This window comes from uncultured Roseobacter sp. (genome assembly GCF_947491795.1).
In the GTDB taxonomy this organism is placed as follows: domain Bacteria; phylum Pseudomonadota; class Alphaproteobacteria; order Rhodobacterales; family Rhodobacteraceae; genus Roseobacter.
The window spans coordinates 425,653-447,118 of record NZ_CANLKW010000002.1 but is presented as its reverse complement, the minus strand read 5'-3'; the positions used below and the strand labels follow the sequence as shown (position 1 = coordinate 447,118).

General features: G+C 60.7%; 22 protein-coding genes. 7 read left to right on the top strand and 15 right to left on the bottom strand.

Going from position 1 to position 21,466, the window contains the following annotated elements; translation table 11 throughout:
- Positions 1-44 precede the first annotated feature (44 nt).
- A complete protein-coding gene (locus Q1A34_RS08970) occupies positions 45-737 on the top strand; it encodes a glutathione S-transferase family protein (RefSeq protein ID WP_300033184.1) in 693 nt (230 codons plus the stop codon).
- Here the strand turns inward: Q1A34_RS08970 and rnr are convergent.
- The 6 genes from rnr to dapD form a co-directional block, all read right to left on the bottom strand.
- The gene (rnr, locus tag Q1A34_RS08965; RefSeq protein ID WP_300033182.1) at positions 734-2,989 is read right to left on the bottom strand and encodes a ribonuclease R; all 2,256 of its coding nucleotides are present in this window, start codon (positions 2,987-2,989) and stop codon (positions 734-736) included. The genes Q1A34_RS08970 and rnr overlap by 4 nt on opposite strands.
- Positions 2,990-2,994: 5 nt before the next feature.
- On the bottom strand, positions 2,995-3,588 hold the full coding sequence (locus Q1A34_RS08960; protein WP_300033180.1) for a TIGR04282 family arsenosugar biosynthesis glycosyltransferase: 594 nt from the start codon (positions 3,586-3,588) through the stop codon (positions 2,995-2,997).
- Complete coding sequence (gene dapE / locus Q1A34_RS08955) at positions 3,585-4,730, bottom strand: succinyl-diaminopimelate desuccinylase (protein WP_300033178.1); 1,146 nt, start codon at positions 4,728-4,730, stop codon at positions 3,585-3,587. Before dapE ends, Q1A34_RS08960 begins: the two co-directional genes overlap by 4 nt.
- Before the next feature lie 193 nt (positions 4,731-4,923).
- Positions 4,924-5,265, bottom strand: a complete 342-nt coding sequence (locus tag Q1A34_RS08950; RefSeq protein ID WP_300033176.1) for a hypothetical protein — start codon at positions 5,263-5,265, stop codon at positions 4,924-4,926.
- A gap of 10 nt (positions 5,266-5,275) precedes the next feature.
- Positions 5,276-6,232, bottom strand: coding sequence for a hypothetical protein (locus Q1A34_RS08945; RefSeq protein WP_300033175.1), 957 nt, complete (start codon positions 6,230-6,232; stop codon positions 5,276-5,278).
- A gap of 60 nt (positions 6,233-6,292) precedes the next feature.
- A complete protein-coding gene (dapD, locus tag Q1A34_RS08940) occupies positions 6,293-7,120 on the bottom strand; it encodes a 2,3,4,5-tetrahydropyridine-2,6-dicarboxylate N-succinyltransferase (RefSeq protein WP_300033174.1) in 828 nt (275 codons plus the stop codon).
- A gap of 168 nt (positions 7,121-7,288) precedes the next feature.
- Here dapD and Q1A34_RS08935 point away from each other — a divergent pair, with 168 nt between their 5' ends.
- Positions 7,289-8,137 carry a TIGR00730 family Rossman fold protein gene (locus Q1A34_RS08935; RefSeq protein ID WP_300033172.1) on the top strand — a complete coding sequence of 283 codons (849 nt, stop codon included), beginning with the start codon at positions 7,289-7,291 and terminating at the stop codon, positions 8,135-8,137.
- A 6-nt stretch (positions 8,138-8,143) separates the two neighbouring features.
- Here the strand turns inward: Q1A34_RS08935 and Q1A34_RS08930 are convergent, their stop codons facing one another.
- The 3 genes from Q1A34_RS08930 to Q1A34_RS08920 all read right to left on the bottom strand — a co-directional run bounded on the left by Q1A34_RS08930 (position 8,144) and on the right by Q1A34_RS08920 (position 10,723).
- The gene (locus Q1A34_RS08930) at positions 8,144-8,890 is read right to left on the bottom strand and encodes a DsbA family protein (protein WP_300033170.1); all 747 of its coding nucleotides are present in this window, start codon (positions 8,888-8,890) and stop codon (positions 8,144-8,146) included.
- Positions 8,890-10,074 (bottom strand): 23S rRNA (adenine(2503)-C(2))-methyltransferase RlmN, encoded by a 1,185-nt coding sequence (gene rlmN, locus Q1A34_RS08925; protein ID WP_300033169.1) that lies wholly within the window; start codon positions 10,072-10,074, stop codon positions 8,890-8,892. The genes Q1A34_RS08930 and rlmN overlap by 1 nt, the downstream gene beginning before the upstream one ends.
- Before the next feature lie 121 nt (positions 10,075-10,195).
- On the bottom strand, positions 10,196-10,723 hold the full coding sequence (locus tag Q1A34_RS08920; RefSeq protein WP_300033167.1) for an invasion associated locus B family protein: 528 nt from the start codon (positions 10,721-10,723) through the stop codon (positions 10,196-10,198).
- A 175-nt stretch (positions 10,724-10,898) separates the two neighbouring features.
- Here Q1A34_RS08920 and Q1A34_RS08915 point away from each other — a divergent pair, with 175 nt between their 5' ends.
- On the top strand, positions 10,899-11,879 hold the full coding sequence (locus Q1A34_RS08915) for an asparaginase (RefSeq protein ID WP_300033165.1): 981 nt from the start codon (positions 10,899-10,901) through the stop codon (positions 11,877-11,879).
- Here the strand turns inward: Q1A34_RS08915 and Q1A34_RS08910 are convergent, their stop codons facing one another.
- Both Q1A34_RS08910 and serB read right to left on the bottom strand, forming a co-directional pair.
- Positions 11,880-12,194, bottom strand: coding sequence for a hypothetical protein (locus Q1A34_RS08910; RefSeq protein ID WP_300033163.1), 315 nt, complete (start codon positions 12,192-12,194; stop codon positions 11,880-11,882).
- A 57-nt stretch (positions 12,195-12,251) separates the two neighbouring features.
- Positions 12,252-13,130, bottom strand: coding sequence for a phosphoserine phosphatase SerB (gene serB / locus Q1A34_RS08905; RefSeq protein WP_300033161.1), 879 nt, complete (start codon positions 13,128-13,130; stop codon positions 12,252-12,254).
- Between the two features lie 158 nt (positions 13,131-13,288).
- Here serB and Q1A34_RS08900 point away from each other — a divergent pair, with 158 nt between their 5' ends.
- The 3 genes from Q1A34_RS08900 (at position 13,289) to Q1A34_RS08890 (ending at position 16,926) form a co-directional block, all read left to right on the top strand.
- Entirely contained in the window at positions 13,289-14,443 is a 1,155-nt protein-coding gene (locus tag Q1A34_RS08900; protein ID WP_300033159.1) for a phosphoserine transaminase, read from the top strand.
- Positions 14,444-14,505: 62 nt separating this feature from the next.
- Positions 14,506-16,101, top strand: a complete 1,596-nt coding sequence (serA, locus tag Q1A34_RS08895; RefSeq protein WP_300033157.1) for a phosphoglycerate dehydrogenase — start codon at positions 14,506-14,508, stop codon at positions 16,099-16,101.
- A gap of 96 nt (positions 16,102-16,197) precedes the next feature.
- Entirely contained in the window at positions 16,198-16,926 is a 729-nt protein-coding gene (locus tag Q1A34_RS08890) for a metallophosphoesterase family protein (RefSeq protein ID WP_300033155.1), read from the top strand.
- Here the strand turns inward: Q1A34_RS08890 and Q1A34_RS08885 are convergent.
- The 4 genes from Q1A34_RS08885 to Q1A34_RS08870 form a co-directional block, all read right to left on the bottom strand.
- Positions 16,894-17,235: a hypothetical protein gene (locus Q1A34_RS08885; RefSeq protein ID WP_300033153.1), complete on the bottom strand. Its 342-nt coding sequence runs from the start codon at positions 17,233-17,235 to the stop codon at positions 16,894-16,896. The two genes, Q1A34_RS08890 and Q1A34_RS08885, sit on opposite strands and share 33 nt — an antisense overlap.
- Before the next feature lie 47 nt (positions 17,236-17,282).
- Positions 17,283-18,323, bottom strand: coding sequence for an L-threonine 3-dehydrogenase (gene tdh, locus Q1A34_RS08880; RefSeq protein WP_300033152.1), 1,041 nt, complete (start codon positions 18,321-18,323; stop codon positions 17,283-17,285).
- On the bottom strand, positions 18,320-19,507 hold the full coding sequence (locus Q1A34_RS08875; protein WP_300033150.1) for a glycine C-acetyltransferase: 1,188 nt from the start codon (positions 19,505-19,507) through the stop codon (positions 18,320-18,322). Before Q1A34_RS08875 ends, tdh begins: the two co-directional genes overlap by 4 nt.
- A 95-nt stretch (positions 19,508-19,602) precedes the next feature.
- Complete coding sequence (locus tag Q1A34_RS08870) at positions 19,603-20,169, bottom strand: XRE family transcriptional regulator (RefSeq protein WP_300033148.1); 567 nt, start codon at positions 20,167-20,169, stop codon at positions 19,603-19,605.
- Between the two features lie 114 nt (positions 20,170-20,283).
- On the opposite strand from Q1A34_RS08870, the gene Q1A34_RS08865 reads away from it, so the two are divergent.
- On the top strand, positions 20,284-21,462 hold the full coding sequence (locus Q1A34_RS08865) for an acetyl-CoA C-acyltransferase family protein (RefSeq protein WP_300033146.1): 1,179 nt from the start codon (positions 20,284-20,286) through the stop codon (positions 21,460-21,462).
- Positions 21,463-21,466: the final 4 nt, after the last annotated feature.

The following is a 21,466-nucleotide window of genomic DNA, read 5'->3' as shown; positions in this document are numbered from 1 at the left end:
GACGCCAGCCTATTCTGAGAGCCCCGCAAAAAAGGATCCCTCCCATGATCAACCTGCTGACCTACCCCGCTGCCTTCGGCCAATTCTCTTCCAGCCCGTTCTGTACCAAGGCGGCCTGGCTTCTGAACCTGTCCGGTCAGATGTGGCGCCGCGAGGATACCCTGGACCCACGCATGATGCCTTACAGCAAACTGCCCGTCATCCGCGTCGAAGACCGCCTGATCGCCGACAGCGATGGCATCCGCGCCCATCTGGAATCCAACGGTGCTGATTTTGATCGTGCCCTGACCGAAGAGGACAGGGCCGTCTCGCGCGCCTTTATCCGGATGTCCGAGGAACACATGTATTTCCATCTGGTGCTCGACCGGTGGGGCAACCCGGATATCTGGCCGGTCGTGCGCGAAACGTATTTTGCGGGCGTCCCTCGTCTGATCCGCCCGATGGTGACACGACAGCTGCGCGCAAAAGTGCTCGCCGGAATGAAAACCCAGGGCCTTGGACGTCTTGATGAAGTGCAGCGCCTGAACCGGATAGAGCCTGATATCGCCGCGATCACAACGCGTCTGCGTCACCGGGACTTTCTGTTCGGAGACCGGCCAAGTGCGGCAGACACGTCGGTTGCGCCGGTGCTCAGTGCAATCCGTGCGACCCCCGGCACAACGCTGCTGAAACGGTTTGTCGAAGACAACGCCATTCTGACGGGCTATCTGGACCGCTGCGCGCGCACGATGGGTTAGCGCCGGGTACGCTTTACCTTGCGCTTTGTTCTGGCTGCCTTGTTTTTGGCCTTTGCGCCGCGGCGCCGGGGAGACCGGCCCGCGGGGGACTGACGCCCCCGGGGCATCGCCGCCCCATCCAGTGACAGCAGCTCCAGCGCGATACCGCCCGTGACCGGCACAGCTTCGGCCAGACGCACGGTGACGCGCTGGCCGATGCTAATGATGATCCCGGTATCCGACCCCATCAGCGTGCCGGCATCACGGTCAAAATGAAAATACTCCCGCCCGATGGACCGCATCGGAACAAGGCCGTCCGCACCGGTTTCATCGAGCTTCACAAACACGCCGAACCGGGCAATACCGCTGATCCGCCCGGTGAACTCATTGCCGACCCGCTCGGACAGGAAGGCCGCCATATACCGGTCTGTGGTATCCCGCTCCGCAACCATCGAACGGCGTTCTGTGTCCGAAATATGCGTCCCGGTCTCTTCAAGCGTGTCAAAGTCCTCGGGCCGCAGACCGTCTTTCCCCCAGCCGTGCGCAGCGATCAGCGCGCGGTGCACAATCAGGTCAGCGTATCGCCGGATGGGCGATGTGAAATGCGCATAGTGGCGCAGTGCCAGCCCGAAATGACCGAGGTTCTGTGGCGCATAATAGGCCTGCGTCATAGACCGCAGCGTCGACAGGTTAATCAGCTCGGCTTCATCCGTGCCTGCGGCATCATTCAGCAACCGGTTCAGATGCGCTGTTTTCAGCACCTGACCTTTGGCGAGGCTGAACCCGCTGGCCTGCGCAGTCTCCCGCAGCGCTTCCAGTTTCTCGGGGCTGGGTTCTTCGTGGACCCTGAACAGCAGCGGCAAGCGTTTTTCGATCAGAGTCTCTGCGGCGGCGACATTGGCCAGAACCATGAACTCTTCAATCAGACGATGCGCATCCAGACGGTCCTTGAAGCTGACCGAGGTGACGGTGCCGTCGTCGTCCAGAACGATACGCCGTTCCGGCAGATCCAGGTCCAGCGGCTGGCGCCGTTTGCGCGCTGCGACCAGCGCGCCATAGGCAGCATAAAGCGGCTGTAAAACAGTCTCTGTTAAAGGGCCTGTGCGGTCATTCGGGGCCCCGTCGATTGCCTCCTGCACCTCTTCGTAATGCAGCGATGCAGGCGACCGCATCAGCCCGCGATGAAAGGTATGGCTCAGCTTGTTACCTTCTGCATCCAGCTGCATCCGGACAGCGATACACGCCCGGGGCACGCCTTCGTGCAGCGAACACAGATCACCCGACAGACGGTCCGGCAGCATCGGCACCACGCGGTCGGGAAAATAGGTGGAATTGCCACGCTTACGCGCTTCGAGGTCCAGCGCTGACCCGGGCGTGACATAGGCGGCGACATCCGCAATCGCGACCCAGACGATATGACCGCCGGTATTCGCCGGATCCTCGTCTGCATGCGCATAGCAGGCGTCGTCATGGTCGCGTGCATCCGACGGATCAATGGTGATCAGCGGCAGGTCGCGCAGGTCTTCGCGGCCTTTCAGACCCAGCGGCTTTGCCTTGTCAGCCTCTGCGACGACATCATCGGGGAAACTGTCCGGGATACCGTGTTCGTGGATGGCAATCAGGGACACCGCTTTGGGCGCGGACGGGTCGCCAAGACGCTCAACCACCCGCGCGCGGGGCCGGCCCATGCGCCCTGCAGGGCCCGCCAGTTCCGCCTCAACCAGTTCACCGTCTTTCGCGCCATGCGTCGCATCGACCGCGACGATCCATTCGCTGTCTGATCCCTTGTCGATCGGGACAATCCGCCCACCGTCCGATGTGGTGCGAAAAACGCCCAGAATACGCCTGGGATTAGAGCCTATTCTGCGGATCATACGCGCCTCGTAGTGGTGCGCCTCTCCTTTGATCTGCGTCAGGCGCGCCAGGATGCGGTCGCCCGCACCAAGCGCCGGGTCCGACGCACGCGGGATGATCAGAACCACCGGTTCGACACCCTCGCCCTGCCACTCCATCGGCTTTGCGAACAGATCGCCATCACCGTCCGGGCCGGTCACCTGCAGCACAGCCACCGGGGGCAGACGGTCCGGGTCCTGGTAACTGCGTTTGCGCTTTTCCAGATGCCCTTCGGCTTCCAGTTCGCGCAAAACACGTTTCAGGTCGATGCGGGCCGCACCTTTGATACCGAACGCCTTGGCGATATCGCGTTTGGCGGTCAGTGTTGGATTCGCACTGATCCAGTCGAGTATCTCAGCCTTGGAGGGGGTTTTTGTCATGTCCCTCAGGTAGCACGGGCGCCAGGGGACGTCATGCGCAAATCCCTGGCCGTATCAACATCCGCCAGCTTTTTCACAAAGCGTATCCGACGGCCTGGTAACGTCGCCAGCGTATCCTGCAGGGCATGCTCTGTTGACCACCGTACCCCGCTGAACAGTGTCGGCGGCACAGGTGCAGCACCCCGCAGTCCGATCAGCCAGTATCCGCCATCAGGTGCAGGACCAAAAACCGCGTCACAACACCCCAGCGCGCCGAAGGCGGCGGCAATATCCTGGCGGGTGATCCCCGGAATGTCCGCACCGATCACGCAGACCTCCCCCGGCATTGCAAGGGCACGTGCCATCCGCGCGCCCAGATCACCGGCCCCCTGGGGGAGCCGCCGCAGATCAGCGGGCCAGACGCGGCTTTGCATGCCTTGCGCATCGGGTGAGACGGCCAGAACCAGGTCCCATCGGGGGTCGCGGACCCGGCGCAGCAATGAACGAGTCTGATGGCGGAACCACCACGCCGCCGCCGTCATGCCGATATCGCGCCCCAGGCGTGTTTTGACCCGGCCGGGGTGCGGTTCTTTCAGCATGACGACAAGCGTCTTTCTCACGCAAAATAGTCCTGCAGAATGCGCCCATAGATGGCCGTCAGCTGCCGGATATGTGCGACATCGACGTGCTCGTCCACCTGGTGCATGGATTGCCCGACGAGGCCGAATTCAACGACCGGACAATGGTTTTTGACAAAGCGTGCATCCGACGTTCCACCGCTTGTGGACAGCACCGGCGTTACCCCGGTTTCGGCCTCGACCGCTTTTGCGACCAGCCCGGACAACGGACCGGGCGGGGTCAGAAAGCTTTCACCGGAAATCTTGATCCGCAGGTCCGTCTGCACCCCGAATTCAGTCTCTGTCCGGGCGATTTCCTCTTTGATCCAGTCGCTGAGCGATGCGCCGCTGTGCAGATCGTTAAAACGGATATTCACCGCTGCACTGCAGGTGGCCGGGATTACATTTGTTGCGGAATTGCCGGTATCTACGGTGACGACAGCCAGCGTCGAGGGGTCAAAGTGATCTGTCCCCTGATCCAGCTCGCGGCTTGCCAGCCTGTCCATCAGACGGACCATGGCGGGCAGTGGGTTGAGCGCCCGGTGCGGATAGGCCGAATGACCCTGTTTCCCCGTCAGGGTGATCCACGCTGTCATAGATCCACGGCGGCCGATTTTGATCATTTCACCCATGGTCTGCGGGCAGGTCGGCTCCCCCACCAGACAGACATCCATCTTTTCTCCGCTGGCATCCATATGATCAAGCAGCGCTGTTGTACCGTCCAGCGCATCACCCTCCTCATCGCCGGTGATGGCCAGGATGACAGCACCGTCCGGCGGGGTCCGGATCACGAAGTCCACAGCAGCAGCCGCAAACGCCGCGACACCCGATTTCATATCCGTTGTGCCACGCCCGTACATAACACCATCGCGGGTTTCCGCGCCAAAGGGTGGAAAAGACCAGGAGGCAGCGTCCCCCACGGGCACGACATCGGTATGTCCGTTGAACCCGAATGTGCGCGCATGCCCTTTGTCGCCCCACCGCGCCAGCAGATTGACGATGCCGCCGCGATCCACCCGCGTGCAGTCAAACCCTGCCGGTTCCAGCAGGTTGACCAGCACATCCAGTGCACCATTGTCCTGGGGTGTGACAGACGCGCAGCGCACCAGTTCAGCGGTAATTGCGACAGGATCGGGCCTCGACATCTCTTTCTCCACAGAATGCATTCCGCTTCAGGGCTAAAAGCTAAGCGGCGCAAGCGCAATGGGGGTCGCAAAAGTGTTCGGAGATTCCCGGTGATTGTGCAGGGAACACAGTCTCTCTGGCTGTGGCAGACAGTACATTCTGAATGTGGTCGCGGCCATTTACATGGCGTGTCAGCGCGCAGCGTGCTGCGAGCTATCCTTTATCAGTGTCGAAAAAGGGCTCCATCTGAGCAATGATCACGGCGTTTTCGTCCAGCGCCCGCTGCATCAGCTGACGCTCGTCATCGCTGATCTCGTGGCCTTCGGCCAAACGCTCTTCCAGCGTGCCATACCCGGTGACATCCAGCGGCGCGGTTTCCGCCTGCTTCAGCACCGCGACCGTCTCGCGGACAGCCTCTGCCTCATCAATGCCGCTGGCAAATACCACCAGTCCGGCGCCTGTAGCATCCTTTGGCAAACCGTCGTTTTCCCGGCGCCCGATCTGGACGACCAGCGTGTAGATCTGTTGCTTTGAGGGTTTTTTTGCAGAAGCCATGCGGATCTAGTTAGTGCCTGGCGAAAGGCACCACAACGGCTTTTTCAACCAGCTCCTCGGGCGACCAGCCACCATAAGGTTGCCAGTCAAAAAACATCTCGTGCAGATGGCGTACGCCGGCAATGATGGGGACGCGGACCTCCGGGCGCAGTTTCAGGTAGCGGTCTGCCTGTTCCTGCCAGCGAAAGGCCATCCTGGCCTGGGCGTCGCGGGTTTCAATAGCATCCAGCAATATCAGAGCGGTACAGCCCGAATAACCGCAATGCTGCGGATCGAGCGACGCTTTCTCCACAACCTCGCATGGAAACCAGTCGCCGAATTCGGACAACACACAGCTGCCTTCAAGACAGTTTTCGAGCGCCCGGCGATGCACTCCTGCGGTTTCGGGCCCGGCAAAAGCGCATATTTCATCGCGTATCTCCGGCGACATTTCCCGGGCAATGCGGCGCAGCAGACGTTGCAGGTCGTCCCCGTCATAGGTCATCATTTTCTGGGCGGGTACGGGCTGTTCAGGTCCACTTTTGTGCAGACCCTGCAGCCGGCAAAACCCCTGCATCAGCGTAGCACGCACCGGAGACGGTCCTTCAAGATAACGATCGCGCAGGTTTTCCCAGTTGGTGGACAGGTCATCCGTCCCTGCGCCATTTTGCAAACGGTCGGCGATGAGCAGCGCGGTCGCCGTCAGAAACGGGCCAAGCGCCCGGTCGGGCGCATTTGCACATGCGACCAGGTCACGGTGAATGGCCCGAGCGTCCGAGGGCTTCATCCTGCAATTCTGATCAAAAACCACCTTGCGCAGCACCGCTTTTCCGCCCGGTGGCATGAGCTGCGACAGCTCGCCGAAACCGGTGCCTGCGACCGTTCTCAGATCTGCGAGAACCTGAAGAACCGGGAAAGACATCCGAGGCTGTGACTGGCGCATGTGATCCGACCTGATTTTGTTGTCAGGTCCGTGTAAAACAGCCATCCGGCGTTTTTCGGGAAATCCCGGGGCAATCCTGCCCCAGGTTTTAACGCCGGTTTACCATCAATCGCGCAGCAGCTCGTTGATGGATGTTTTGGAGCGCGTCTGTGCGTCCACTTTCTTAACGATCACAGCGCAGTAGAGGTTCACACCGTTTTTCGACGGCATGGAGCCTGCCACGACGACCGATCCGGCAGGAACCTCGCCATAGGTGAACTCGCCGGTTTCGCGGTCGACGATCTTGGTCGATTTGCCGATAAACACGCCCATGCCCAGCACAGAGCCTTCGCGCACGATGCAGCCCTCGACCACTTCAGAGCGAGCACCGATAAAGCAGTTATCCTCAATGATTGTCGGACCGGCCTGCATCGGCTCCAGAACGCCACCAATGCCGACACCGCCGGACAGGTGCACATTTTTGCCGATCTGTGCGCAGGAACCAACAGTGGCCCAGGTATCAACCATTGTGCCTTCGTCCACATAGGCGCCCAGGTTCACAAAAGATGGCATCAGCACCACGCCCGGCGCGATGAAAGCTGATTTGCGGACCACACAGTTCGGCACCGCGCGGAAACCGGCGGCCTTCCACTCGTCATCGCCCCAACCTGCGAATTTGCTGTCGACCTTGTCCCACCAGCCGGACCCCTGCGGGCCACCTGACTGCATTTCCATGTCCTTGATCCGGAACCCCAGCAAAACGGCCTTTTTCGCCCACTGGTTCACGTGCCAGTCGCCGCCGTCCTGCTTTTCGGCGACGCGCAGCGTGCCACTGTCCAGAGCAGCGAGCGTGTCTTCGATCGCGTCGCGGGTCTCGCCCGTTGTTGCCGGCGTGATGGTGTCGCGGGCCTCCCAGGCAGATTCGATCGCGGCTTCAAGCTGTGCGTTGGACATGGGCGGTCTCCGTTTTATGAAAATTTCAGGTTGTCGGGCCTATACAAGGCCGGAACCCGCTGTGCAATCGTTCGCGAAAAGCACAGGACTGTGAAGAATGATCCCGGCCCATTGCATAAGACGGCCTGACATGCGCCTCTGCAGGCAACCGGAATTTCGGAGAATACGATGACGAAACGACGCCACAAACACCCGCTGCGCGATGCGCATACCGACCGTGATGCAGCGCTCACGGTGCCCGATACGCCGCAGACCCGCGCCTCTGCATACAGGCTCGCCTTTACCGACCAGGACTTTATGTGCCGCGAGGAGTTACGGCCCGTCCGGCTGCAGCTGGAACTGCTGAAACCCGAGATGCTGCTGGACGCCCATAAAATCGCCAGCACGATTGTTCTTTTTGGCGGCGCACGTATCCCCCGGCCCGCGGACAAAGAAAAGGCGCGTACAAAAACACTGGCAGAACTGTCGCATTTCTATGATGAGGCCCGCGAGTTTGCGCGCCTGATGACTGTAAAAAGCCTCGAGAGCATGGGGCGCGAGAACGTTGTCGTAACCGGGGGCGGACCGGGCGTGATGGAGGCCGGCAACCGGGGCGCGATGGATGCGGGCGGTCATTCCATCGGGCTCAACATCGTGTTGCCGCATGAACAGGCGCCCAACGAATATGTCACGCCGGACCTGTGTTTTAACTTTCACTACTTTGCGATCCGCAAGATGCACTTTCTGATGCGCGCACGCGCGATCTGTGTCTTTCCGGGCGGTTTTGGCACGCTGGACGAGTTGTTCGAGACGCTGACACTGATCCAGACCGGTCGCATGCAGCGCGTGCCTGTCCTGCTCTTTGGCAAGGCGTTCTGGGACGGTATCCTGAACTGGGATGTTCTGGCAGACGCCGGGACGATTTCAGACGAAGACCTGGATCTGTTCCGCTTTGTGGAAAGCGCCGCCGAGGCGATGGATCTGATCGAAAACTGGGGAGAAGCGCCCGCCCGCGACAGCATTCCCGGTCGCGACTGAGAGAGGTCAGGCGCAGGCCAGCGGGCCTTCTTCCAGCTCTATACCGATCAGGCGTCTGAGGTCTGGCGGGCGGATCGCACCTACCACCAGGGTACGGCCCACCACGGTGCCCGGCGTGCCCGGAATTCCGAGCCGTCCGCCCAGATCGAGACCCTCCGCCAGTTTTTTCGCTACCCGGGCGCTGTCAAACTCCCGCCGCAGCATGTCGGGCAACAGCTCCAGCGCTTCTGCCATACGTCCGAGTGCTGCCGGGCCAGGCCGCAGACTGTACTGCCACAGATACCTGCGTGCGCGCTCCCCGGCACCCAGAAAACCAGCCGCAATTACCGCCTTGGCCGCCCTGTAGGATCCCGGACCGAGCAACGGCATTTCGTGCCAGATCAGCCGGACTGATGCGTCGTCAGCCGCCAGCGAGATCAGCCGCTCGTCCAGTGTTTTGCAATAAGGGCAGTTGAAATCGCTGAAAACTGCGACAGGCACTGTGCCTGGAGCCCAGACTGATGGCCCAAACAGAGCCTTGCAGGGGTTGCGCAGTGCAGGAGGGGCCGGATCAGCAGGTGCTGGCAGCCGGTCATCCAGACCCAGCAAAGCCACATTTCCAGATGACACCGCGCCGCCACTCATGCGTCGGAAGCCCGGAAAATCCGGAATCGGCGCAAAATCCAGGTCAGAGGGCAGACGGCGCAGGATCGGCGGCAAGGCAATCGCCGCAGCCATAGCCCCTCCGATCACCAGCGCGTCGCGGCGGCGCATTATTCGCCTGCCAGACCCGCGTCGGCCTCGATCTGACGGCGGGATTTCCGCGCCCGTTCGGTGGCGGATTTCAACTGTCCGCAGGCCGCCATAATGTCCTCGCCGCGCGGGGTTCGGATGGGCGAGGCATATCCTGCCTTGTAAATGATGTCTGCAAAGGCGCGGATGCGATTGTTTGAAGACCGCTTATACGGCGCGCCAGGCCATTCATTGAAAGGGATCAGATTGATCTTGGCAGGGATGCCGTCAATCAGTCTGATCAGACGCCGGGCATCCTCGTCACTGTCGTTCACCCCGTTGAGCATCACGTATTCAAAGGTGATCCGCTCGGAATTCCGTCCGCGCGGATAGGCTCGCAAGGCTGCCAGCAGCGTCTCGATGTTCCAGCGTTTGTTGATCGGCACCAGCCGGTCGCGCACCTCGTCCGTCGTTGCATGGAAACTCACGGCCAGCTGACAGCCGATCTCTTCTGCCGTGCGTTCGATCTCGGGCACCACGCCAGAGGTGGACAGCGTGATCCGGCGGCGCGAGAGCTGAATGCCCTGATCATCCATGGCGATTTTCATCGCGTCGCGCACGTTCTCAAAGTTGTAAAGCGGCTCGCCCATGCCCATCAGAACAATATTGCTCAGCAGGCGTGTTTCATCCTTTGGAGCACCGGGTTCGGGCCATTCGCCCAGATCGTCCCGCGCCACCAGAACCTGTCCGATAATCTCACCGGCGGTCAGGTTGCGCACCAGCTTCTGCGTGCCTGTATGACAGAACGAACAGGTCAGCGTGCAGCCGACCTGGCTGGAAATGCACAGGGTGCCACGCCCTTCTTCGGGGATGTACACCACCTCGACCTCATGGCCCCCGGCGATGCGCACCAGATATTTGCGCGTACCATCATCACTGACCTGACGGGTCACAACCTCCGGCACTTCGATCACGAACTTCTCTTTCAGATCAGCGCGGTAGGTTTTGGCCAGGTTGGTCATGGCATCGAAATCGCGCACGCCCCACTGGTAAATCCACTGCCAGATCTGACCTACCCGCATCTTTGCCTGCTTTTCGGGTGTGCCGGCCCCGATCAGCGCCGTGCGCATGGCATCGCGCGTCAGACCGACAAGGTTGACCGGCCCTTCCGGCAGTTTGCGCGGAATGGTGTGTACGTCCTGTGTGATCGGCGCGCTGGCAGACATCCTGAAAACCCCGGATTGCGTGGATGCGCCTCTATATAGAGGTTTCAGCGCGATTCAAAAGGAAAAGCCCGCACACAGGTAAATGTGACGCGGGCCTGTCCTGTGAAGTCTGACCAGAAAATCAGGAGCAGCGCTTCTCCGCATCCTCGACCGCAGCCGTAAACCCAAGCAGCGAGAAAGTATCTTTGGTTGTTGTGCCACGGCTTGAGACACCCGTCACAACCGCATTGGCGCCGCGCTTCATCGCGCTGACCAGTTTGGCGTCGTCGGACGGGCTCGCAGGCCAGGCCCATTCACCTTCGGTAAACATCGAGAAATCTGTACCACCGATGTTGATGCTGACCTGGCTGCCGTCCCGGAACGGATAACCGCCGGTAAAGGACACCTGTCCCGCCACATTGGACCCGGGCTGATACGACACCATCAGCAGGATCTGCCCGCGGTTGGCCGCGACAACACGACCGTCCCGTGTGTTGACCGTTTCCGTCGGCACCGAAACGCCCCAGCATTCCTTTGGATTGTCTTCGACAAAGACATTCCAGTCCGTCTTGGTTGCTACACGGTTGCTGCTCTGATCCTGAGCGGTCGCGGTCTGTGCGATCATCGCAAACGATGCAGCAAAACCTAAAATAGCAAATGAATTTCGCATGTTTACAGCCTCCAGCCGTATCTGACCTCAAGTGTTTCTGGATCTGGCGGCGTCCCTTTTTTCGGACACTCTCTTGCCAGTCCGGTTATTCTTCCCGACAAGGAGCACAATAACGCGAATTGCGCAGCCGCTGAAAGACCGATCAGCAGCTTTTCGCTGGAAAGTGAAGGAAAATATGACTCAACCTGTCGCAATGACCGAAATCTGGCGCGGGGACTTCCTCGAAAGTCTGCACACCGGCCACGCTGTGGTCTGTGATGCGAGCGGTGATATCGCCCGGGCCTGGGGCGATCCTGACCGTATTGTCCTGTCGCGCAGTTCGTCCAAAATGATCCAGGCGCTGCCGCTCATTAACTCCGGTGCGGCCGACAAGGCCGGCCTGACCACCGAGCACCTGGCGCTGGCCTGTGCCTCGCACAATGGGGCTGCAATTCACACGGACCGGGTGGCAAAATGGCTGGCGGCGCTGGAACTGGATGACGACGCCCTGCGATGCGGCCCCCAGGAGCCGGCGGATCTGCCTGCACGCGACGGGCTGATTAGTGCAGGTGACACGCCCTGCCAGAAACACAACAACTGCTCGGGAAAACACAGCGGCTTTCTGACGCTCAGCCGTCATCTGAAGGGCGGACCCGAGTACATCGAGACATCGCATCCGGTTCAAAAGGCCGTTCATGAGGCGTTTGAGCGCGTGACAGGCGAGACTTCTCCGGGATATGGCGTCGACGGGTGCTCGGCCCCGAATTTTGCGGGCTCTCTGCACGGCATGGCCCGCGCGATGGCGCACTTTGCCGCGAGCCCAGAAGGCAGCGCCGAAGCGCGCCTGCACGAGGCCATGCGCCTGCATCCGGAGCTTGTGGCCGGAGAGGGCCGCGCCTGTACCGGGCTGATGCGCGCGATGGGCGGCAGGGTCGCCATCAAAACCGGTGCCGAAGGGTTTTTCACCGCGATCATCCCGGAGAAAAAGATGGGCGTCGCGCTCAAGATCACCGATGGCACCACCCGCGCGGCGGAGTGCACGATGGCGGCCATTCTGGTGAAACTGGGCGTGTTAGAGCCTGATCATCCGGAAACCAGACGTTTCATGGATGCCCCGATCACCAACCGGGCGGACCGGCAGACAGGCTGGATCAGACCGGCAACGGCGCTGCGCTGATCACATCTCGATGACTTCGGCGACCTCGACAGACCCGGAACCATCGGCGACCATCGGGCAGCCTTTGGCCATGGAAACCGCATCCTCGACGGTGTCGGCGGACACCACGGTGTAGCCCGAAAGCGGGTTCGCTCCGCCGTGGTCCTCGACGCCATCCGCAGTGACCGTTTTTGACATGCCGACCGGATTACCCGGGATCACGACCGCTGGCCCCATGCCCTCGAACCAGGACTGCCAGGCGGCCATGGCCTTTTCGCCCGCTTCTTTTGTCTCGGGTATGGTGCCGCCGTGATAGGCGAAAATGTACTGTGGCATTTTGTTCCCTCCCTGTTTGGCTGCACCAACCATACCACAGATCGGGTGAGTCGCGGCTCAGGGGGTGATGAAATCCGCCTGGGCATAGCCCTGCAGGTACAAAAGCGCGGTCAGATCACCGTGATTGATCCGCACATCGCACTGCGCCGCGACGCTGGGTTTTGCATGCAGCGCAACCCCCGTTCCAGCGAGGCCAAGCATGCCCAGATCGTTGGCGCCATCGCCCACGGCGATCACATCTGCAGGCGTAATGCCCAGACGCGCGGTGATCTCGTTCAATGCGTCGACTTTGGCCTGTTTGCCCAGGATCGGCATGCCGACCGCGCCACTCAGAACGTCACCATCGGTCAACAGCGTGTTCGCGCGGTTCTCATCAAATCCCAGTTCGGCCGCCACAGCGCTGGTAAAGGCCGTGAACCCGCCAGAGACGAGTGCCGCGTGACCACCATGCGCCTTCATCGTGGCCAGTAATGTGGGGCCGCCCGGCATGAAGTCGATCCGCTCGGCCAGGACCTTGTCGATGATGCTGACAGGCAGACCTTTGAGCAGACCGACACGTTCGCGCAGCGCATCATTGAAATCCAGCTCTCCGTTCATTGCGCGGGCTGTGATGTCTTTGACCCGCGCGCCGACACCAGCCTCATCCGCCAGCTCGTCAATACATTCCTGCCGGATCATCGTGCTGTCCATATCCGCCAGCAGCATCCGTTTGCGGCGGGTTTCGGTTGGCTGGACGATCAGATCAACGCCCATCTGCTGCAGGTCCGTCCAGACGTCCCACCGGTTTGACGGCACCTCCGCGATGTCGAATTCCGCCGCAACATCGGGTGCGAGCCAGAGCACATCGCCCCCGCCCCAGGCATTGCGCAGGGCATCAACCGCCTGGGCGTCCAGCGCACGTGCATCAGGCGCGGACAAAAGAGTGACTGTGTACATCTGTGAAGTTTCCGATCCGCAACCAGCATGTCGCAAAAACACGACCCGGCGACGTATTAGTCCCCTTTTTGTGATTGCACCAGACAGCAGCGCCCCTTAAGTCCGAACGCGGGACACCCTTCCCCAACGAAGGGCGCTTATCTGGAAGGATAGCATCAATGGCTACTCAACAACCGGTCACGCGGCCGGCAAATCCGCGTTTTTCGTCAGGCCCCTGTGCCAAACCCCCCGCATATGATCTGAGCCGTCTGGCATCTGCCACCCTGGGCCGGTCACACCGTGCCGCCCCCGGCAAGGCAAAGCTGCTCGCCGCGATTGAGACCACACGCGAGATACTCGGCGTGCCTGCGGATTACAAAATCGGCATCGTACCGGCCTCCGACACCGGCGCCTTTGAAATGGCGATGTGGTCTCTGCTCGGTGAACGCCCGGCAGAGATGGTCGCCTGGGAAAGCTTTGGCGCGGGCTGGGTCACGGATGTGGCCAAACAGCTGAAAATTGAGCACAGCGTGCATACGGCAGACTACGGCGAGATCGTCGACATGGCCGCGCTGAACTATGACAACGACGTCTGCTTTACCTGGAACGGCACGACCTCGGGCGTGCGCCTGCCCTCGGGCGATGTGATCCCGTCGGACCGCGCGGGTCTGACCCTGTGCGACGCGACGTCTGCCGCCTTTGCGGTTGATCTGCCCTGGGACAAGCTCGATGTGACGACGTTCTCCTGGCAAAAGGTGCTGGGGGGCGAGGCCGCGCATGGCATGCTGATCCTCAGCCCGCGCGCCGTGGAACGGCTCGAAAGCTATACGCCACCCTGGCCCCTGCCCAAGATTTTCCGCCTGACCAAAGGTGGCAAACTGATCGATGGCATCTTTAGCGGGGCGACGATCAACACCCCGTCGATGCTCTGTGTCGAGGACTATCTGCTGGCGCTCGACTGGGCGAAATCGGTGGGTGGCCTGCAGGGGCTGATCGCACGGGCAGATGCCAATACGGCAGCCATTTCCGCCTTTGCAGAGACACATGACTGGATTGATTTCCTGGCTGTGGATCCGGCGACACGGTCCAATACGTCCGTCTGTCTGAAGTTCACCGATGACCGGATCACCGATGGTGCCGCCTTTGCCAAAGCTGTGGCGAAACGGCTCGCGGACGAGGACGTGGCCCTTGATATCGGTGCCTATCGTGACGCACCCGCCGGTCTGCGGATCTGGTGTGGTGGCACGGTCGAGACCGCCGATATCGAGGCGATGCTGCCCTGGCTGGCATGGGCGTTTGAGACCGAGATCGAAGCCCTCGCGGTGTCGGCGTAATCCACCGACGCGATACCGACAAAACACCGACGTAATACCGACATTCAGAAATGGAGCCCCAAATGGCCCCCAAAGTACTCATCTCCGACAAACTTTCGGAAGCCGCTGTTCAGATTTTCCGCGACCGCGGCATCGACGTGGATTTCCAGCCCGACGTGGGCAAGGACAAGGAAAAACTGGCCGCGATCATCGGCGATTATGACGGCCTGGCGATCCGCTCGGCCACCAAAGTGACCGAAAAGATCATCGCCGCCGCCACGAACCTCAAAGTCATCGGTCGCGCCGGTATCGGCACCGACAACATCGACAAGGATGCCGCCTCGCAAAAGGGTATCATTGTGATGAACACCCCCTTTGGCAACATGATCACCACTGCCGAGCACGCCATTGCGATGATGTTCGCCGTCGCCCGCCAGATCCCCGAGGCCTCCTCTTCCACCCACGCCGGCAAGTGGGAGAAATCAAAGTTCATGGGCACCGAGCTTACCGGCAAAACGCTGGGTGTTATCGGTGCTGGTAATATCGGTGGGATCGTCTGTGACCGTGCGCGTGGTCTGAACATGAAGGTTGTTGCCTATGACCCGTTCCTCGGGCAGGAGAAAGCCGACAAGATGAAGGTCGAAAAGGTCGATCTGGATGAGCTTCTCAAACGTGCTGACTTTATCACGCTGCATGTGCCCTTTACCGATCAGACGGCAAACATCCTGAGCCGTGAGGCCATCGCGAAAACCAAAAAGGGTGTGCGGATTATCAACTGTGCCCGCGGCGGTCTGGTGGACGAGGAAGCCCTGGCAGATGCGCTGAAATCGGGCCATGTCGCCGGTGCTGCATTTGATGTGTTTGCCCGGGAACCGGCAAACGAAAACCCGCTGTTCAACCTGCCCAACGTGGTCTGCACGCCGCACCTGGGTGCCGCAACGACCGAAGCGCAGGAAAACGTAGCGCTGCAGGTGGCCGAGCAGATGTCGGACTATCTGCTGACCGGTGCGGTCACAAATGCCCTGAACATGCCATCGGTCACCGCCGAAGAGGCCAAGGTCATGGGCCCCTGGGTCAGCCTGTCGGGTCATCTGGGGGCGTTCATCGGCCAGATGACGGACGAGCCGATCAAGGCCATCAACATCCTTTACGATGGCACCGTCGCCGAAATGAACCTGCAGGCGCTGAACTGCAGCGTGATTGCGGGCATCATGAAAAAGGTGAACCCGGACGTTAACATGGTGTCTGCGCCAGTCATCGCGCAGGAACGCGGCATTCAGGTCTCGACAACCAACCAGGCAAAGTCCGGTGCTTTTGATGGCTACATCAAAGTAACGGTGGTGACGTCCAAACGCGAACGCTCCGTTGCGGGCACCGTCTTTTCGGATGGCAAACCGCGCTTTATCCAGATCAAAGGCATCAACATCGACGCCGAAATCGGTGCGCATATGCTTTATACGACCAACACGGACGTACCAGGCATCATCGGGGCCCTGGGTCAGACCATGGGCGACAACGGTGTGAACATCGCGAACTTTACCCTGGGCCGTGCAGCAGCCGGTGGCGAGGCCATCGCCCTTCTTTATGTGGACGAGCCTGTCCCGGCAGAGGCGCGCGCGAAACTTGCGGAAACGGGTCTCTTTACGCAGATCAAACCGCTGCAGTTCGACGTCGCCTGACCGGGCAGCCATCTGCAGATCAGAGGCGTCCGTTTCACTGCGGGCGCCTTTTCATTTTTGCGCGTATGCGGCATGACGCCCACAAGGAGCCAGATTATGCCCAATCCTGTCTATGCCATCGGTGACATCCACGGTCAGTTCGAAGACCTGCAACGCGTTCTGGCGCTGATTGAGGCGGACGGCGGCAAAGACGCCGAGATTGTTTTTGTGGGTGATTATGTGGATCGGGGGCCGGACAGCAAAGCAGTGGTTCAACTGCTGCTGGACGCGCAGACGCAGGGCCGGCCCTGGCGCATGATCAAAGGAAACCATGACCGGTATCTGACACGGTTTCTGGATTTCCGCATCGTACATGACCCGGCCACCCGGCCCGATCTGTTCTGGTTGAACCCGCGTCTTGGGGGTGACAAAACCCTTGCCTCATACGGGGTGCAGGCCGAAGACGGTGGCCCTCTGGTCGAAATTCAGCAAGAAGCGATCGCGGCTGTGCCCCAGGCGCACCGGGATTTTCTGAACAACCTGCCGCTGACACATGCGCAGGGTGATCTGCTGTTTGTGCATGCAGGCATCCGCCCGAAAGTGCCGCTGGAGCGTCAGGTCGAGGATGATCTGCTGTGGATCCGCCAGCCGTTTCTGGAGCACCGCAAGTCATTTGGCCCGCTGATCGTGCATGGACATACGGCGCTGGATCATCCCGAACACGCGGGCAATCGGATCAACCTTGATGGGGGTGCGGGTTATTTCCGCCCGCTGCATGCCGCCGTGTTCGAGGGACGCGACTGCTGGCTGCTGTCAGACGACGGGCGGGTGCTTCTGACGCCATAAAGCGGTGAGAATCATCGCCCACCCCAGCAGCCCCTGGCTGTGCGCACTGAGGTTTGCCCGCCAGGAGAATGTCATCAGTTGTGCCAGCCTGCCGGGCCCCGGCGGATCACCAATCACGAGCTGTCGCGGCAGATCCTCAAACAGGAAACCGTAGTAGGTGTAGTAAACCTGCGGCGATAACCAGACGAACAAAACAAACAGAACAACCGCCGCACCCAGCCGCAACCACCATTTCCGTCCACGCGTCACCCGGCGCGTCGCCCACAGCATGAACAGACACAACAACGCAGACAACAACGCCAGGCCCACCTGACCCGTCTGCGTCAGCGAGAAGAAACTGTCCTCGGCGTATGTGGTCAGCGGGTCCAGTCCAGCACCACTTTCCCAGATTGTCCGGATCGCATCGTGGCAAATCCAGCCTCAAAATCATCGGCGGCAAAGCGGTGGGTGATTACCCTGCTGACGTCCAGCCCGTTTTGCAGCATCGCAATCATCTTGTACCAGGTCTCAAAGATTTCACGTCCGTAGACACCTTTGATCGTTATCGCCTTAAAGACAATATCGCTCCAGTCGACCGGGCTTTTGCCAGGCGGAATACCCAGCATGGCGATCCGCCCGCCCATCGTCATGGCCCCGACCATCTGGTCCAGCGCGCGCTGGTTGCCAGACATCTCCAAACCGACGTCAAAGCCCTGGGTCATCCTCAGATCAGAGACTGTTTGCGCCAGATCCTGTTCCGCCACGTTAACGGGCACCACGTCGGCGACCTCAGCGGCCAGCGCCAGACGATCTGCGTTGATATCTGTGATCACCACGTTGCGCGCACCGGCATGGCGCGCAACTGCTGCCGCCATGATCCCGATGGGCCCGGCACCTGTAACGAGCACATCCTCTCCGATCAGATCGAAACTCAGCGCTGTGTGCACGGCATTTCCCAACGGATCGAGGATTGCACCGATATCGTCAGAAATATCGTCGGGCAACGGCACCACGTTAAACGCAGGCAGGCACAGGTATTCCGCAAATGCCCCCTGCTCGTTCACACCGATGCCCCGCGTCGCCGGATCGAGGTGGAACTTGCCTGCACGGCTCTGGCGCGAGGTTTTCCCGATCAGATGGCCCTCGCCCGAGCACCGCTGCCCAATAGCAAGGTCGGTCACATCCCGACCCAGCTCGACGATCTCGCCGGCAAATTCATGGCCGGTGATCAGCGGCACGGGCACTGTTCCTGAGGCCCAGTCATCCCAGTTCCAGATGTGAATATCGGTGCCACAGATGCCCGTCTTTCTGATCCGTATCAGCACATCATCAGGGCCGGGTTCCGGCACGGGCGCATGGGTCATCCACAGCCCTTCGCGGGCGTGCAGTTTGCTCAGTGCTTTCATTTCATTGGTCATTTTATCACTCCACAGGCTTTGCCCGCGACCTCAAATGCAATCAGCGCCCGGTCCAGTTCCGCTCTGCTCAGGGCTGCATTCATCTGTGTGCGGATGCGTGCCTGACCACGCGGGACGACCGGGAAAAAGAACCCCGATACAAACACGCCTTCCTCGAACAGCCGTGCAGCCATATCCTGCGCCAACTGCGCTTCACCCAGCATCACCGGCACAATCGGGTGCGACCCGGGCAACAGGTCAAACCCCAGACGCTCCAGCCCGGCGCGCCAGTATGCAGTGTTCTCAACCAGACGCGCCCGCAGGTCGTCGCCCGCTTCCACCAGGTCCAGTGCTTTCAGACCCGCCGACACAATTGATGGGGGCAAAGAGTTGGAAAACAGATAAGGCCGCGCGCGCTGCCTCAGCAGGTCGATCACCGGTTGCGGGCCTGCGATGTAGCCACCGATGGCGCCGCCGAGGGCCTTGCCAAGAGTGCCCGTGACGATATCGGCCCGAATACCTGCCGCCGCCGGGGTGCCAGCCCCTTTCGGCCCGATGAAGCCTGTCGCGTGGCAGTCATCGACCATCACCATCGCGTCGTATCTGTCAGCCAGCGCCCGGATGTCCTGCAGCGGCGCCAGCGTGCCATCCATGCTGAACACGCCATCTGTCGCGATCAGGATAAACCGGGCACCTTCCTCGCGCGCGAGCTGCAACTGACCCTCCAGGTCGGTCATATCCGCATTGGCATAACGGTATCTTTTCGCTTTGCAGAGCCTGATACCATCGATGATGGAGGCATGGTTCAGCGCATCCGAGACCACGGCATCCTCTGGCCCCAGCAGCGGCTCGAACAGACCGCCATTGGCGTCGAAGCAGGCCGCAAACAGGATCGAATCGTCTTGGCCCAGGAACCCTGCAAGCCGCTGTTCAAGCTGGCGGTGAATATCCTGCGTGCCGCAGATAAACCGGACAGAGGCCATACCGAAACCGCGCGGTTCCATCGCATCACGGGCGGCAGCGATCAGATCGGGGTGATCCGCGAGACCAAGATAGTTATTGGCGCACAGGTTGATGACATCGCGATCGCCAACGGCAATCTGCCCGCCCTGCGGAGAGGTGATCATGCGTTCGCGTTTCATCATACCGTCGGCCTCGATCTGGCCGAGCGTTTCAGTGATGTGGTCGATATAGCGTTGCGTCATGACAGACTCCCTTCACAGGGACATCTAACATGACGGACAGTATTCCGAAATAGAAGAATTACACTTTAGCGGAAAAATTCCTGTTTACCGGAAATTCACGCATCCTGAACCACCAGAAATGCGCGGGCCGCGCCATGTTCGGCTGCAATGCGATGCGACACATCCGCGGCATAGCGGGCAGTGTCACCGGCACTGAGCGTGCTGGTACTTTCGCCACTGGTGACCTGCAGCTGCCCCTCAATCACTGTCAGATGCTCGCGCGCACCGCGTGTGTGTGGCTGACTGTCCAGCAAACCACCTGGTTCGAAAGACACCTCATAGACCTCGTGTTTACCGGCCTCTTCTGGCGGCGACAGAATACGAATGCGGCAGCCGGACCCCAGGTTATCAATGGTTGGTACCTCGCTGGCGCGCAGCGTTTCGATCTGAGGTTTCGCCACAGCACCATCCAGCAGACCCGCAAAATCCACCTGCAACGCGCGGGTAAGGTTCCACAGCGTGGCAATCGTGGGGCTGCTCTCTCCGCGTTCAATCTGGCTGACCATCGAGCGCGAAACGCCGGACAGTTTCGCAACCGCATCGAGGGAAAGGCCCTGATTGCGTCTGGCTTCTTTCAGGCGGGCGGGAAGGTGATTGAGTATGGCATCTGCAGAATCCGTCATATGAGCGGTTTCGCCGATATGGCGGAACCTGTCAACGCAGGCCTGACGGCACGTCGCGGCTGACATTGCCAGCGGCTTGACCCATAGTCGCTGCAAAAGCGGATGGAGAGACAGATGACCAACGATATCGTACTTCTGGACGGCGCGCGTACGGCGATCGGCACTTTTGGCGGATCTCTGGCGGGGACCACACCGATTGATCTGGGCACCGTGGTGGCGAAAGCTGCTCTGGAACGCTCGGGAGTCGACGGCGCACAGATCGGGCATGTCGCCTTTGGTCATGTCATCAATACCGAACCGCGCGACATGTACCTGAGCCGCGTTGCGGCCATGCAGGCTGGCGTGCCGGACACGACACCGGCCATGAACGTCAACCGCCTCTGTGGCTCCGGGGCCCAGGCCATTGTGTCGGTCATACAGTCCCTGATGCTGGGGGATGCTGACTTTGGTCTGGCCGGTGGTGCCGAGAACATGTCCCGCTCTCCCTTTATCATGCCGCAGCAACGCTGGGGCGCGAAGATGGGTGATGTCAAAAGTCTCGACATGATGCTGGGCGCGCTGAACTGTCCCTTTGGCACCGGTCATATGGGTGTGACGGCGGAAAACGTCGCGGCGGAACACGGCATCAGCCGTGCGGATCAGGATGCCTTTGCCCTGCAAAGCCAGGAACGCGCCGCCAGCGCCATCAGTGCCGGCCATTTCAAGAGCCAGATCGCACCGGTTGAAGTGCGTGTGAAACGCGACATGGTTGCCTTTGACACGGACGAACACCCCAAGGCCACCACGCGGGAAGCCCTGGCCGGGCTGCGCGCGGTGTTCCAGAAGGACGGGACCGTCACAGCTGGGAATGCCAGCGGTATCAACGACGGTGCCGCAGCGCTTGTGCTGGCAACAGCCGATGCGGCGGAAAAGGCCGGGCTGAAGCCGAAAGCGCGTATTCTGGGTTATGCCCACGCGGGCGTGCGCCCTGAGGTTATGGGCATCGGTCCGATCCCGGCAGTGGAAAAGCTGCTGGAAAAAACCGGGCTCAGCGCTGGTGATTTCGACGTGGTTGAAAGCAACGAAGCCTTTGCGGCCCAGGCATTGGCTGTATCGGGTGCGCTTGGCTTTGACGGGGCGCGCGTCAACCCGAATGGCGGTGCAATTGCGCTTGGTCACCCGGTCGGCGCGACCGGTGCGATCATCACGATCAAGGCGCTCTATGAGCTGGAGCGCACAGGTGGCAAACGCGGGCTGATCACCATGTGTATCGGCGGCGGACAGGGTATTGCCATCGCCATCGAGCGGCTCTGAACAG

Excerpts from the sequence above, each read along its gene's own strand:
- Q1A34_RS08970 (WP_300033184.1), top strand. The coding sequence starts at position 45 with ATGATCAACCTGCTGACCTACCCCGCTGCCTTCGGCCAATTCTCTTCC.
- rnr (WP_300033182.1), bottom strand. The coding sequence starts at position 2,989 with ATGACAAAAACCCCCTCCAAGGCTGAGATACTCGACTGGATCAGTGCG.
- dapE (WP_300033178.1), bottom strand. The coding sequence starts at position 4,730 with ATGTCGAGGCCCGATCCTGTCGCAATTACCGCTGAACTGGTGCGCTGC.
- Q1A34_RS08950 (WP_300033176.1), bottom strand. The coding sequence starts at position 5,265 with ATGGCTTCTGCAAAAAAACCCTCAAAGCAACAGATCTACACGCTGGTC.
- Q1A34_RS08945 (WP_300033175.1), bottom strand. The coding sequence starts at position 6,232 with ATGGCTGTTTTACACGGACCTGACAACAAAATCAGGTCGGATCACATG.
- dapD (WP_300033174.1), bottom strand. The coding sequence starts at position 7,120 with ATGTCCAACGCACAGCTTGAAGCCGCGATCGAATCTGCCTGGGAGGCC.
- Q1A34_RS08935 (WP_300033172.1), top strand. The coding sequence starts at position 7,289 with ATGACGAAACGACGCCACAAACACCCGCTGCGCGATGCGCATACCGAC.
- Q1A34_RS08930 (WP_300033170.1), bottom strand. The coding sequence starts at position 8,890 with ATGCGCCGCCGCGACGCGCTGGTGATCGGAGGGGCTATGGCTGCGGCG.
- rlmN (WP_300033169.1), bottom strand. The coding sequence starts at position 10,074 with ATGTCTGCCAGCGCGCCGATCACACAGGACGTACACACCATTCCGCGC.
- Q1A34_RS08920 (WP_300033167.1), bottom strand. The coding sequence starts at position 10,723 with ATGCGAAATTCATTTGCTATTTTAGGTTTTGCTGCATCGTTTGCGATG.
- Q1A34_RS08915 (WP_300033165.1), top strand. The coding sequence starts at position 10,899 with ATGACTCAACCTGTCGCAATGACCGAAATCTGGCGCGGGGACTTCCTC.
- Q1A34_RS08910 (WP_300033163.1), bottom strand. The coding sequence starts at position 12,194 with ATGCCACAGTACATTTTCGCCTATCACGGCGGCACCATACCCGAGACA.
- serB (WP_300033161.1), bottom strand. The coding sequence starts at position 13,130 with ATGTACACAGTCACTCTTTTGTCCGCGCCTGATGCACGTGCGCTGGAC.
- Q1A34_RS08900 (WP_300033159.1), top strand. The coding sequence starts at position 13,289 with ATGGCTACTCAACAACCGGTCACGCGGCCGGCAAATCCGCGTTTTTCG.
- serA (WP_300033157.1), top strand. The coding sequence starts at position 14,506 with ATGGCCCCCAAAGTACTCATCTCCGACAAACTTTCGGAAGCCGCTGTT.
- Q1A34_RS08890 (WP_300033155.1), top strand. The coding sequence starts at position 16,198 with ATGCCCAATCCTGTCTATGCCATCGGTGACATCCACGGTCAGTTCGAA.
- tdh (WP_300033152.1), bottom strand. The coding sequence starts at position 18,323 with ATGACCAATGAAATGAAAGCACTGAGCAAACTGCACGCCCGCGAAGGG.
- Q1A34_RS08875 (WP_300033150.1), bottom strand. The coding sequence starts at position 19,507 with ATGACGCAACGCTATATCGACCACATCACTGAAACGCTCGGCCAGATC.
- Q1A34_RS08870 (WP_300033148.1), bottom strand. The coding sequence starts at position 20,169 with ATGACGGATTCTGCAGATGCCATACTCAATCACCTTCCCGCCCGCCTG.
- Q1A34_RS08865 (WP_300033146.1), top strand. The coding sequence starts at position 20,284 with ATGACCAACGATATCGTACTTCTGGACGGCGCGCGTACGGCGATCGGC.